We start from the raw sequence: 13,107 nt of genomic DNA on the forward strand, positions 1-13,107 counted from the left end.
AGTAGGTGAGGAAATCTGGATCACAGTGCATGTCGGGGCGCGCCAGGCCGTCCGGGTTCTCAATAACATGGTGAGAAAGTGCCGAGTCAACGGCCACGTTCATCTAGGTAAGCTCATCACCCACACATATAGTTCTTACGCGCATGTTGTTATCAGGGCAGTGAAATAAGCGAACCTACTTCCAAAAATATTTCACCTGTGGTGTCGCGGTACAGCCCGGTATAGCGCAGACGCATACCTCGCACAAAACCTCGAGCTCTCACCGAACGAAGCGAAGTTAGGCTTTAACGTACAAGTAAGAAAGTAAGCCCGAACGTGCAATCATGTTTGATCAGTATTCTTCATAGGATTTTGACGAGGAGATTGATAAATGAATGCTCTTAGTTTGACGCGGCATATGGTTATTCCGATTGATGCCGCATAGCAGACCACACAATAGGCCGCATAGCAGACCACACAATAGAGGGTGAAAGCGTTGAACACGAGGTAGAGTGCAGGTGCCCTCGAACGTTCTAGTGCACCACACCTATGGCTGTGAAAGGATTCATCCTGGTTCACCCGTTATTGTCGTCTATCATGGGAGTAGAAGGAGGGGCATTATGGTAAGCGTATTTGATATTGCTTCAGAGTTTATGGATCGCGCAGGCGGCAAGATTGAGGCCGTTAAACTCGAAAAGCTATGTTTTTATACTTTTGGCTGGTACGCGCATCTTACTGGCGAACCGCTTTTTAGCGAACAGCTGTACGCTATGAAGTACGGCCCGGTTGTTGGCCAGCTCCTCAGCGCACACGCTGGACATAGGGTTGTTGATCAGGACATGCTTGCTCGCCAGTTCCGGGCATGGGATACCACTCGTCAAGAGCTCACTGGGTATGTTGAGAGAATTATTGACAGCGTGTGGGACACTTACGGCGAGCGTGATGCGTTTGATCTTGCCGAGTACTCTCACGGTGAGGGCGTGTGGCAAGAAGCTTGGGATCGCAAGCCCGAGGACAGTAAGAGAGCCGACCTGCCTCAAGATGAACTGATATCGTATTTTCTTGCACGCAAGCCTGTTGCGGGTGAGGTGCAGGATCTACCTCCCGCTATGCTCACGTACGCTAGCCAGGAGGTTCTTGAGGCGTCTGAGAGAGCTTCTTCTGTTCACGTGCCGTTCATAGAGGCGATCAGGAAACAGCGTTCGGCATGAATGCGGAGAGACTTGAAGAGTTTCTCGCCAAGCGCAAACTTGTTCTGCGCCAATTGAATCAGGATCATCTCGTTGATTGGTTCGACTGTGGGCGAGATCCGAAAATGAACGAGTGGTTTTCCGGGCATGCTCGTAAGTGGCAGGATGAGAATCTATGCCGAGTGTGGATTCTGTCCAGTATCTATTCGCCCGGAGAACCAAGCGGATTCTTCACTCTATCCGCTCACCAGGTAACGCCTGAATCGGTTCCTAAATCTCAACGCGCACATATTACTAGCAACAAGGCGTGGGTGAATAATCTTCACGCTGCCTTCCCTGCAACTCTTTTGGGCAAGTTCGCACTCGCGGAGGATTACCAGGGACGCGGGTTAGGAGAAATTTTGATGTTGTGCGCCTATGTGCAGCACATGCAGGCGGCTATCCATTTGGGTTCCAAGTTCCTTGTACTCGATGTTCAGCACGATTCCTTGGCCGAGTATTATGCAGACCGTTTCGGGTTCTTACAAACATCTGGCATTTCCGGGCACGGTCGCATGATCAAGTCAACTAAAACTATTGAAGACGAACTAGAACAAGTATTCTAAGCCGTAATCTTTTTGCCCCCGACTCTCTTGCGATTCTTCACCTCAACATCCGTATGGTGACCTGCTCCCCAGCTTTGCCATCAACCCTAAAAATTATTCGCATCTGGAGTTCTCGCCGTCACACCCTCAACCAGGCGTCCCACACTATTGTGGACAAAAGTCGCGCCGACCGTGCTTAAAACTATCTGTTAACCTTTTGGGTAGATACTCATCACCACAGTCGCAAGAATCATAATGTCACACATGGGCTGCATCATTCTTACTTTTGAAAGGTTATTAAATGTCTCAGCCGGCTCCCACGGAACGAGAAGAACTACAAAAGTGGCTTGAGCAGCTACGCGATTTGCTAGTGAATTTGAGAGGCTTATACTTGAGCCAAAAGCAAGTCCTTGCAAGCGCCAAGCCTCAGAAAGCTTTGCGGCACCTACTGACGTTAAGAACGTTAACTGTCCTACTGGCATTCTGCGTGTTCCTAACCCCTGCCGCTATAACTGTAGTTAGGATGCCTACAGTACTCCCTGTCCTGACCTTCATTTTAGTATTTATTTTCGCGATACCATTTCTTGCTATTACATTCATTTCATGGGTCTTCAAGATTGGTACCTACAAGAAAGGAGTCTCCTTAGCGCAAGCACACTCTAGGCGGATTTGGGTGCTTCTGATCGCCCTCATAGGGGCAAATCTAATCCTCTATACTCTTTTTTTTCTTAAAGCTGATAGTCTCCCGTTTGCACCAATAATCCTGCTTTCGTTCGGATATGGAGCTGCTGCTGGATTGATAATGTGGTTGTCGTGCAATCTTGCGATATTGGCATACAACGCACTTGCAAAGCGGGTAAATTTGCATCGTGCTAAACGAAACGTACCCATCGAAGAAAAAGCACTCACAATTGCGAAACAGATGAATCCTTACGCACAAAAGCTTGTAGATTATTACGGAGATTCGTTCCCACAAACCTATCTTGACGAGATGGTGGTTGATCGCCTAGCGTATCTAGTCAGCAGTTTCCGGGCTAACACACTTACCGATGCACTCAACCTCTACGAAGAAGAGCAACACCGCCTAAGACTCGAACAAAATCAGCATTTCATGATGCTTCAACAGCAACAAATCCAACGAAACCAATCAATCAATGCGGCAATCAACACCGGGTTACATCTCTACAATATCGCTCAGGTCAGTATGCTACGTCGCTAGAACTCAACTGTCCCGCAATCATCAACTGGCAGGGGCTAACAGGAAACAGTAGATTCTCGCTCACAGTGAGCTCCTTAAAAATCGCGCGTCCACCAAACTTTTGTTTGGCGGCGGATCTTCCCTCGGGGGCACCGTGTGCGATACGCAGTTGCCAGCCAACCAGCCGAGGGGCTTCACGTTGGTCTTCTTGATCCACCCACAGCATACCCCAAACTGCACCCCTGTAAAGACACAACTGTTAGGCTTGAGCGAAGCTCTTACACAAGTGAGGTCGAAATGGATCAGCAACAATTTGATGGCCTAGTAAAGCTCTTTGAAGAAGCCAAAGATGGCTCTGGGAACCCACTACAAATGCAGTATTTGCTGGTCAAACAGGGCAGCAACGAATACTTCCACGCCTTCGCCGGACACACTGGGCCGTCAGACATTCGGTCGATCTCCAAGACCGTCCTCGCCCTCGTTCTTGGAACCGTCATCGAATCACGCGATGACTTAACTGAAGACACGCCGGTGTGGCCGGTGCTCAAAAACCTATGCGAAGTCAAAGACCCGGAAAACCTGGAAAAGTGGCAGCACATAAAAATAAAACACTTGATGAACCACACCATTGGTTTTGACCGCATCCTGATGATGCGCGGCGACATTCAAAACATGGACCCGGCGGGCTACATTAACTACATCGTTAACGAACCAATCGTGCACGAGGCGGGAACTTACTACCTGTATTCAAACGCGGGCTTCTACCTCATGTCTATCTACCTGCAAGAGTTCCTTGGCGAGGACCTAGAAGCATACATCCGGCGCGCCCTATTCGATCCGCTTGGGATCACCGATTACAGGTGGGAGCGCTACGGCAAATACCTGGCCGGCGCGACCAGGCTCTGGCTACTGCCCCACGACATGCTGAAGATTGGCGAGCTATTGCTTGAAGGCGGCCAGGGCATTGTGAGCCCGCAGTGGATTGAACGCATGAAACAGTTCACCGCTTTTACACCTGGTGTGGACACGCCCACCAACCCGTACTTCCGCCGCTACGCCTACGGTTCCAGCCTGTGGCTCTCCAACCGGGGCAACATCTTCTTTGGCCACGGAACCGCCGGGCAAACCCTTGCGATCATTCCCGAACGCCACGCCGTTATAGTCACCACCGCAACTCAAAAAGACGTGAAGCGTCTCGAGGAACTCGTAGACAAGGCCGTGGAGCTACTCTACTAGCAGCCGCGCATCCTCGTCCGAACCAATTTAAGTCGTGGGGTGTTGCTCTAACACAAGAGCAACACCCCACGACTATTTTCTAGCCATCAGCCTGTTTTCATGTACGGCATCCAGACCCGAATAGCGCCCTAGTTAGCGGCCGGGTTATCAGCCATTCGGGCGTTCACGTCTGTGAGGTCATTGTAAACATCCGCATTTGCCCAGGCGAGGAATGCCTTTTTGAATACCTCGTAGTACTCGTTGTAGACAGCATGGCTCTCTTCGTTCGGGTAGATGAACCCGCGCGTGTGCACCATGTTGTCAACCGCCACATCAACGCAGGGCAGTGCTCCCGCGCCAACACCGCCAAGAATCGCAGCACCAAGCGCAGCACATTCAGAGACAATCAGGCGCTCCACCGGGCGACCATAAATGTCGGCTTGCACCTGGCTCCAGAACACCGAACTCGCGCCGCCACCCGACAGGCGAATCGTCTCGAACGGCTCACCCATCGCGTTTTCCATCGCCTCCACGCTCATGCGTAGCTCGTAAGCCACACCCTCGAGCACGGCGCGCGCCGCGTGTGCTCGAGTATGGATCTGCGTAATGCCCAGCATCCCGCCTCGCGCATTGTCATGGAAGTACGGGTTGGCCTGCGAGTTGAAGAACGGGAAGAAAATCAACCCGTGCGAGCCCACCGGCGCCTTCGCCGCCTCAAGCGTGATGAGGTCATACGGACTCAAATCAAGCTCAGCAGCCGCTCTTACCTCTGGCTGGCCGTAGGTGTCACGCCACCAGCGTAAGACCGCTCCCGCGGCGTGCGCAGTGCCCTCCATGTCCCAACGACCCGGGATCGAATGAGCTCCAAATGACACGCCACTTTGCAAGTTCGCAGCCATGTCCGGAGCCTGGTCAAGCTGGGCAACCATGACAGCCGCCGTGCCGAGTGACAACTCTGCCAGTCCCTGCCTGTTCACGCCTGACCCTACAGCAGCACACTGCTGGTCACCGCCACCCGGTGAGAGCACCGTGCCCTTCGCGAAACCGGTCTGTTCACTGGCTTGCGCGCTGACCTCGCCGATCGGACGAAGCTCGTGCAACAGCGGCGGCATAATTTCTAGGTCGAGTCCCGCACGGTCAAACAGCTCGGACGAATACTCCAGGGTTTGAATATCAAACATGCCGTTATAGTTGAGCGCAGACGGATTTGCAAACAGCTCCGTTGCGCCAAGCTTGTGCAAAATCCACTCTTGCCCGTTAACTATCTTCCAGGTCTTGCTGTAGACCTGCGGCCAATTCTCTTTCAACCACATGAGTTTCGGGTAGACCCACAGGCTGGAGATGTTCAAGCCGGAAATCTCGTAGTAGCCTTCCTCTCCGAACTCTTCTTTCATCCAGCGAGTCTGCTTGCCCGAGCGCCCATCAGACCACACGATCGCGTCGCTGAGCGGATTCCATTCCTCATCGATCGGAATGAATGAGCCGCGCTGTGACGACACTCCAATTGAAACAATGTCTTTTACATCGCCCGGAAACGAAGCCGTTGCCTTCCTCGCGGCATGACAAATACCGTCCCAAAGCTCGTGCATATCCTGATCCACCCAGCCTGGGTGAGGATGCTTGGTGCGATATTCCTTGTAACCACTGCTAATAATATTGCCGGCATCATCGAAAATGATGACGCTCGCGCCCGTGGTTCCTGCGTCGATACCGGCGAAATACTTGCTCATGTTTTCACACGCCTTTCGTCGTTGACCACGCCTTTGTGGCCGTGCCCCTCACCATACGGGAACGCCAAGGAGTTTTGGCGCTTTCTCAACGAAATGAGAATCCGGCGCCTTTCAATGCAAGCGGGCGCATCTAGCCCAGCCTGTTCAAGCGGTTTTTAAGGACTGCTTGCGCGCACTCAACCAGAGGTGCGATCGAGTCACGGTTAGTGTGATCGTAACCCTCAGCAATATGGTCGGCCACGGCTACAGCCCACTCGCCCCGGTCGCGGTACTTCTGCACGCGCTTCGCAAACACCTTAAGCAGGGCCTTTTCACCTGCGGGTAGGCCCTCGTAACGGACTCCGCCCTCGAAATAAAAGAATGGGAACTCGCCCTTGGCTAACTCATTCTTAGTGAACGTGCGAGCGGCGCACTTCCAATCTCGGTCCGGATGCTGCGGCGTGCCACCGTTTGCCCACACGATCACGCGCCCTTGATTCAGAATTCCGGCATCTTTTGCCATCTTGCGGAACTTTTTGAAACCACGGATGATCGCCATGCGCACGCCCGCGCCGTAAACCACTAGGTCATATGACGCGAGGTTAATGCGACCACTCTTCACGCCCTCTACCACCTCTGATAACGGGCGAAGATCAGCCTTTAGGTCTTCCGCGATCCAAGTACCATAAGTCTTTGAAAACCCAGTAACCGTGTTGTAAATGACCAAAACTCGAGGCGCGTTTTTAAGTTCGTCTGCCATCATTCTCATCCTTTTCTTGTGAACCGCATAAGAATATACACGGCAACGACACCGACTTTTCGTTGAAATACAGCGTTTTTTACGACAACCATGTCAGAAAAGCGAAACTCGAAGGACAGACTCCCAATAACCACTTTCATATTTCTTGTGAGTTTTCGCAGAATTAGTGTTGATTTTTGTGAATCGAATGGATAATCTGGTCATGCATTCAACGAAGAATGGAGATTCTAATGACGCCTGATAATAAGCACCACCTTGGCGCTGGCCCCCTTGTTATTGCTATCGACTCGTCCACCACGTCCACCAAAGCGATCATCGTTGACGCCACTGGACACGTGCTACACACCGCGAAGCGCAACATTCAACTGCACACGCCCGCGATGGACTGCTACGAGCACAATCCGATCCGCTGGTGGGAAACCACGCGCGACGCGATTGGCGAGGCCGTAGCAGCGCTCTCCCCCACAGACCGCGAGCGCATTGAAGCAATCGGCATTACGCACCAGCGCGAAAGCTTCGCCCCGTTCAAAGCTGATGGCACGCCGCTTCGTAACGGCATTTTGTGGCTTGATGGCCGCGCAACCGAGCAGATCCGCAAGTACGGCTCAGCACATATTCACCAGCTGTCCGGCAAGCCGGCGGGCGTCACTCCCGCGATTTACAAGATGGCTTGGGTTGCCCAGCACGAGCCAGAAGTATTTGAAAAGGCCGACAAGGTTGTTGATGTCCTCGGCTACATCACCTTCAATCTGACCGGACGTTGGGCCTCGTCGCAGGCGGCCGCTGACTCTCTTGGCCTATTCGACATCGAAAAGCGCGACTACGCGGATGAACTGCTTGAGATTGCAGGCGTGCGCCGCGACCAAATGTCTGAACTAGTTGAGCCGGCCAGCCCAATCGCGATGCTGAAGGATGAGCTGGTGTCCGAATGGGGCTTGCCGAAGTCGATTCCCGTTATCGCTGGCCTCGGTGACGGGCAGGCTGCCGGAATCGGCGCCGCTGCCGTAACGCCGCAGATTGGTTACCTAAACCTCGGCACCGCAGTGAATGCGGGTGTTGAGTCCCCGGTATACAAGTACGATCCCGTGTTCCGCACGCACGTTTCCGGCATTCCCGGCAACTACGTGTTTGAGGTCCTGCAGTCTTCCGGCTCCTACCTGGCCGGCTGGTTCCGCAAGTCGCTGGGCGACCCGAAGCTCCTGGGCGAGCCCGATCCGGCCCTGGACGAAGCTGCGTCAAAGATTCCTGCTGGTTGTGAAGGCCTCGTAACGCTTCCCTACTGGAACGCAGTACAGTCCCCGTACTGGGATTCCGTCGCGCGCGGTGCGGTAGTGGGCTGGCGCGGCACCCACTCGCGAGCACACATGTACCGTTCGATCCTAGAATCAATCGGCTTCGAGATGCGCTACAACCTCAACCACATTGAAGAGGGCACGGGCGTGAAGCTTGAAGGCCTACGCATCATGGGTGGCGGCACGCGCTCTAAACTGTGGCGGCAAATCATGGCCGACTGCACGGGTCTGCCCCTCACCGTCTGCCTTGAAGACGAAACTTCCGCCCTCGGCGCCGCTGTTCTTGCAATGGCATCCACGGATGCGTACGAGGACGTCCAAAGCGCAGCTGTTGGCATGGCCCGTTACGGCGAGACCATTGAGCCAGATATGGATGCGCACGAAAACTACAAGGAGATCGCGAGCATTCAGCACGAGCTTTACCCGAAGCTGAAGGACACTTTCGAGCGCCTCCACGATCTTTCTTTGAAATACCCATCCACGAAGCCCGAGTCCCCTGCGGCTGAGCTTTAAGATACGGAAAGGAACAATAATGTCAATCATTACCGTACTGGGCGCTGGAGCGATGGGCTCCGCGCTATGCACGCCACTTATCGATTCGGGTTGGGAAGTGCGCCTGTGGGGCACGTGGCTCGATGACCACCTCCTCGATGCCGTTGAAGCCGGAAAACCGCACCCGCGCACCAACGAGCCGCTAGCCCAGGGAGTTAAGCTCTACCGCAGCGGGGAACTCAGCGACGCCCTCGATGGCGCGAACGTTGTAGTCATGTCGGTAGCTTCTGTGGGTGTGGAAAAGGTTACCGAGCTGGCACTTGACGGCATTGAAAAAGCCGAGGCCCTGTGGCTGACGTCGAAGGGCTTTAATGAAGGCCCGGATGGAAACATTCAGCTTTTGCCGGATGCGATCAGGCGGATTGCTAAGGCGAATGGGAAGACCATCCCACCTATCGTTGCAATCGCCGGGCCGGTTAAGGCCAACGAGTGCGCGGCACGTAAACCTACGGCAACGATCTTCGGATCGAAGGACAAGGACCTAGCCACCCGCTTCGCTCGCGAGGCCCGCTCCGATGTTTACTGCATTGAGCCGAGCGGAGACGAGACCGGCGTGGAAATCTGCGCTCCTATGAAGAACGTGTACGCTATTGCGCTTGGCATTGCAGATGGTCTTGAGGAGGGAACCGGGGTTCCGCACCACAACCTCAAGGCAGCGACGTTCGCTCAAGCGGTGCGTGAAATGTCGCTGCTGGGACAGTCCCAAGGCGCGGATCCGGCAACCGCTTTTGGCCTTGCCGGCGTTGGAGACTTGGAAGTCACCGGCCTGTCGGGACGCAACAAGGTTTACGGAGTGCGCCTGGGGCGCGGAGAAACCGCGAAGGAAGCCCTCGCTGAAATGGATCGACTGGAGCAAACCGTTGAGGGTGTGCCCGCAGCGGGCCTGGCCGTTGGCTTCGTGAAGCAGCACGCGCCAAACCTCGTGGACGAGCTTCCGCTACTCGCGGCAGTAAGTCGTATCATTTCTGGAGCTGTAACCGACGTTAAGGCCGAAGTTGCAGCCGCAGTACTGCCCAAGAGGCCGTAACTTTTACCCCTGGCCCCGCGTACTTAACGTATCGCGGGGCCAGGTTTTAGTATTGAATAGTCTTCGAAGCTGACACCAACATTTCAACCAGGGAGGATGGCGATGGACAAGAGAGGAATCCACGGGCCTAAAGCCCGCAGAAACTCCATCCTGTCCTATCTTCTATCCCATGGGAACTCTACGGTTGAGCAACTGGCAGAGCTTTTGTCTGTATCGCAAATGACCGTCTACCGCGACGTTGCCGAGCTTGAATCACTGCAACTGGTACAGCGCAGAAACGGGATGATCAGCCCCGCAGCGTCCTCGCTGTCAGAGTCCGCCGCACACCTGCGTCAGCAGTCAAACCGGACACAAAAGAAACGGCTTGCAACAGCTGTGCTCAAACACATGACGCGCGGAATGTCGCTACTAGTCGATGATTCCACCTCGAATATTTCGCTGGTTGAAGACCTATCAGAAGTCACTCCGGTAACCGTTGTCACCAACGCAGAATTCATCGCCAAAATTGTGCGCACCCAAGAAGATGCCAAGCTCATATTGGTGGGCGGAGAATACGAACCGTGGGCGGACTCCTACTTTGGGGACATCACGGTTAAATCGCTCGACCAGTTGCGAGTTGATCTATGCGTTATGTCCGCCACAGCCCTTACCACCACACACGCTTTTCACCCGGATCAACGGGTGGCAGATGTTAAGAGGCAAATGCTTGCCTCCGCGAACAAGAAGATCCTCGTTGCCGATTCGAGCAAATTCGCCAAAAATGCGCTTTACAAAGTTGGGCCGCTAACCGATTTCGACCTTGTCATTACAGACTCTGAAACTCCGAAACCCGTATTAGAACAGCTTGTGGATCAAGACATCCTTGTTGAAGTCGTGCGATAGCCACAGCGCCAAAGTCCTTCCGCAGGTGGTAGGCACTCCAATCCTTGCCTCAGCAAGCAAAACGTGACCGACCTCGCACCCTGTTTGTAATGATTCTCAGGCTTAACTGAAGACAATTATCAGGATGCATACAGATTCACACTGCTTAATATCTTTGATAAATGAAAGAACTGACGCAAAGGAATAGTCTCAGATGTCGTTTGTTAAACGAGCTTGGCTGAATGTCTGGCGCAAATTAGCCAAGTCGCTTACGATCTTTTTAGTTTTATTAACTGCCTCCACGCTTCTTCTCTCCACTTTCGCTGTGCGCGAAGCTGTTGCCCGCACGAGTGACGAGGTGGGTTCAGAACTTCTAGCTGGTTTTTCGGTTCAAAATAATCAACGCACAAACCCGGGCACTGCCCGAGGCGCAGGAACTGTTTCGCGCGAGCAGATTGAAGAGATCTCCAAGCTTCCCGGTATCACCAAGTACGTGAGCAACATGAGCTCCGTGGCAGACATTGAAAACGCTGAGATTTTCAAGCTGGATGGTGCGGCATCTGACTATTCGCAAGAGCGAGAGGAAAAGTTCGGCAACGCCGTGATGGTAAACGCGGTGAACAAGTCAGATCTCGCTACTCCTTTCCGTGCGGGAACTTTCACCTTGGCGCAAGGCCGACACCTTACCGACGATGACCACCACAAGGTGATGGTGCACGAAGAGTTTGCGGCCAAAAACAACCTGAAGGTTGGAGACACGCTCCGTTTGCGTGGCAACATTTACGACCCGGACAACCGTTTCCAATCCGACGCAGCTGTTGATGCCGAAATCGTTGGCACCTTCAGCGGCAAGAACGTTCGCCCAGCTGCGCAGCGCCTCGAACTATTCCAAAACGCCGTGTTCACCGATCTGGACACCGCGCGGACACTGAATGGCACCACGCCTGAAAACGAGATCTACCAAGACGCCGGATTCTTCGTTAACAGTGTCAAAGACGTGGACAGCGTTATGAAAGCTGCCGCCGCCCTACCCCTAGATTGGGAACACTACGAGCTGGTGAAGAACACGGATATGCTTGGAGCTCTGGCGTACTCGCTTGAGAGCATAAACTCCCTCGTTAACGCCACCTTCATCGGCACCGTCGTTTTCACCATCGTGGCGCTTGTACTCGTACTCGCTCTGTGGATGAATGAGCGACGCAAAGAAACCGGAATCCTACTGGCCGTAGGTGTAAGCAAAGCAAAGATTTTCGCACAGTACCTGACGGAGAATATCTTCGCTTTCGTTGTCGCCCTCGTAGCCTCGTTCGGCACGGCCACACTACTGGCGCAAAAGCTTGGCGATGGCATCGTTTCGCGCGCGTCTGCTCAAACCAGCGCGCACCTAAACGGCGGACAAAACTTTGGCACAGACTTCTACACCTCCACAATCCAAAAAACCGTGGATCACGTGAACGTTGTAATCGAACCGTCGCACCTCATTATGGTTGGCGTTGCCGGTCTGATTCTCGTAATCGTAGCCACCCTCATCGCTTCGGCCCCGATGCTTTCCAAGCGTCCAAAGCAGTTGCTAACACAGATCGGTTAAGTAATGCAGTTTTGGACTCAAGCGGGTTTGGCGGTAAAACGACACCCCAAGAAAAGCATCACGCTGGCAGCCATCATCTTTGTGATCTCAGCAGTTTTCATACTGCAAGGCATAGTTAGCGCAACAGTGAACACGGTCACGAACGCGGCTACGGAGCGGATCGCTCCTGGATTCACGGTTACCTCAACTGCGGGAGACTTCCAAGAAGAGGCCGCGCAGCAACTGTTAGATTATGACCGCCTCACCGGCCACAACTTCGTGCTACACACCGCGGCAGAAGCTGACCGGCTCGGATTCGTGTCCGTAACTGGCGCAAGCGACGTAAGCAAGCTACCGACTTTTGCAGAAGAAGATGCCCAGATAGATGAGGCCTCTTTGCAGAAGTTGCAGGGTAGCCAAAGCATCATCTTGCCTGAGCTGGTTGCACAGCAGTTGAATATCAAACCTGGCGACAAACTGAAGCTCGGTAAAGATTCCAGCGAGGTTGAGTTAGAGGTTGCGGGCGTATACAAGCAGGATATTTCTGGCTCTAAGAACCCCGACATGTCGGTATATGCGAGCCTAGAAACTGCACAGCAGCTGGCGGGCAAAACAGCGGTTTCCAGCGCCACCTACCTGACCAAGGCAGAAGACGTTGAACACGCAATCAAGTTCGCTAAAGAACACGCCACGCAAGGTTTGGAAGTTGCGAGCAACACGGCAGGCGCCGCCAACTTGCTGGAATCAGTATCCGGGTTTGCAACCCTACTTTTGCGTCTGTTGCGCGTCATCTTAGCTTCAGGTGGATTGATCCTGGCTTTCGTGCTCGCATTTTTTGTGCGCTCACGCATCCACGAAATCGGGATCCTGCTAACCATCGGTTTTTCGAAGCTACGCATTTTCGCCCAGGTTGTCACCGAGCTGATTATGCTGACCGTTCCAGCGTTTGTTGTTGCGCTGATTGCCAGTGAAATCGCGGGGCATTTCCTCTCCGCACAGATCCTGCAATCCGCAACCGACGGACAGATTAGTGCCGTCCCGTTGAGCGCATTAAGCACCTCGGCTATCGCATCTTTTGGAGGAATCATAGCTATCGTGCTGGTAGCCCTGCTTATCGCGATTTTCCCGATCTTGCGGCTTCCACCCAAACGCATTTTGGCCAAAATGAGCTAA

The 13,107-nt window shown here is 53.6% G+C and carries 11 protein-coding genes and 1 riboswitch; of the genes, 9 read left to right on the forward strand and 2 right to left on the reverse strand.

From position 1 onward, the window contains the following. Nucleotides 1–599: 599 nt before the first annotated feature. The 4 genes from HMPREF9238_RS02990 to HMPREF9238_RS03010 all read left to right on the forward strand — a co-directional run bounded on the left by HMPREF9238_RS02990 (nucleotide 600) and on the right by HMPREF9238_RS03010 (nucleotide 4,187). The gene (locus HMPREF9238_RS02990; protein ID WP_016443963.1) at nucleotides 600–1,190 is read left to right on the forward strand and encodes a Panacea domain-containing protein; all 591 of its coding nucleotides are present in this window, start codon (nucleotides 600–602) and stop codon (nucleotides 1,188–1,190) included. Beyond that, the gene (locus HMPREF9238_RS02995) at nucleotides 1,187–1,774 is read left to right on the forward strand and encodes a GNAT family N-acetyltransferase (protein ID WP_016443964.1); all 588 of its coding nucleotides are present in this window, start codon (nucleotides 1,187–1,189) and stop codon (nucleotides 1,772–1,774) included. Before HMPREF9238_RS02990 ends, HMPREF9238_RS02995 begins: the two co-directional genes overlap by 4 nt. Before the next feature lie 280 nt (nucleotides 1,775–2,054). Continuing rightward, on the forward strand, nucleotides 2,055–2,972 hold the full coding sequence (locus HMPREF9238_RS03000) for a hypothetical protein (RefSeq protein ID WP_016443965.1): 918 nt from the start codon (nucleotides 2,055–2,057) through the stop codon (nucleotides 2,970–2,972). Between the two features lie 78 nt (nucleotides 2,973–3,050). Continuing rightward, nucleotides 3,051–3,165, reverse strand: a riboswitch (SAM riboswitch). A gap of 83 nt (nucleotides 3,166–3,248) precedes the next feature. Beyond that, nucleotides 3,249–4,187 (forward strand): serine hydrolase domain-containing protein, encoded by a 939-nt coding sequence (locus HMPREF9238_RS03010; RefSeq protein ID WP_016443967.1) that lies wholly within the window; start codon nucleotides 3,249–3,251, stop codon nucleotides 4,185–4,187. A 128-nt stretch (nucleotides 4,188–4,315) separates the two neighbouring features. Here HMPREF9238_RS03010 and HMPREF9238_RS03015 read toward each other — a convergent pair whose 3' ends face one another. Next, nucleotides 4,316–5,896 carry an FGGY-family carbohydrate kinase gene (locus tag HMPREF9238_RS03015; protein WP_016443968.1) on the reverse strand — a complete coding sequence of 527 codons (1,581 nt, stop codon included), beginning with the start codon at nucleotides 5,894–5,896 and terminating at the stop codon, nucleotides 4,316–4,318. 130 nt (nucleotides 5,897–6,026) lie between these two features. After that, nucleotides 6,027–6,638: a flavodoxin domain-containing protein gene (locus tag HMPREF9238_RS03020; RefSeq protein WP_016443969.1), complete on the reverse strand. Its 612-nt coding sequence runs from the start codon at nucleotides 6,636–6,638 to the stop codon at nucleotides 6,027–6,029. A gap of 227 nt (nucleotides 6,639–6,865) precedes the next feature. On the opposite strand from HMPREF9238_RS03020, the gene HMPREF9238_RS03025 reads away from it, so the two are divergent. The 5 genes from HMPREF9238_RS03025 to HMPREF9238_RS03045 all read left to right on the forward strand — a co-directional run bounded on the left by HMPREF9238_RS03025 (nucleotide 6,866) and on the right by HMPREF9238_RS03045 (nucleotide 13,107). Continuing rightward, nucleotides 6,866–8,440, forward strand: a complete 1,575-nt coding sequence (locus tag HMPREF9238_RS03025) for a xylulokinase (RefSeq protein WP_016443970.1) — start codon at nucleotides 6,866–6,868, stop codon at nucleotides 8,438–8,440. Between the two features lie 19 nt (nucleotides 8,441–8,459). Then, complete coding sequence (locus HMPREF9238_RS03030) at nucleotides 8,460–9,506, forward strand: NAD(P)H-dependent glycerol-3-phosphate dehydrogenase (RefSeq protein WP_016443971.1); 1,047 nt, start codon at nucleotides 8,460–8,462, stop codon at nucleotides 9,504–9,506. A gap of 102 nt (nucleotides 9,507–9,608) precedes the next feature. Next, complete coding sequence (locus HMPREF9238_RS03035) at nucleotides 9,609–10,388, forward strand: DeoR/GlpR family DNA-binding transcription regulator (RefSeq protein WP_016443972.1); 780 nt, start codon at nucleotides 9,609–9,611, stop codon at nucleotides 10,386–10,388. A gap of 193 nt (nucleotides 10,389–10,581) precedes the next feature. Continuing rightward, on the forward strand, nucleotides 10,582–11,955 hold the full coding sequence (locus tag HMPREF9238_RS03040; RefSeq protein WP_016443973.1) for an ABC transporter permease: 1,374 nt from the start codon (nucleotides 10,582–10,584) through the stop codon (nucleotides 11,953–11,955). A gap of 3 nt (nucleotides 11,956–11,958) precedes the next feature. Next, nucleotides 11,959–13,107, forward strand: a complete 1,149-nt coding sequence (locus tag HMPREF9238_RS03045; protein ID WP_016443974.1) for an ABC transporter permease — start codon at nucleotides 11,959–11,961, stop codon at nucleotides 13,105–13,107.

This window comes from Gleimia europaea ACS-120-V-Col10b (assembly GCF_000411155.1).
Classification (GTDB): domain Bacteria; phylum Actinomycetota; class Actinomycetes; order Actinomycetales; family Actinomycetaceae; genus Gleimia; species Gleimia europaea_B.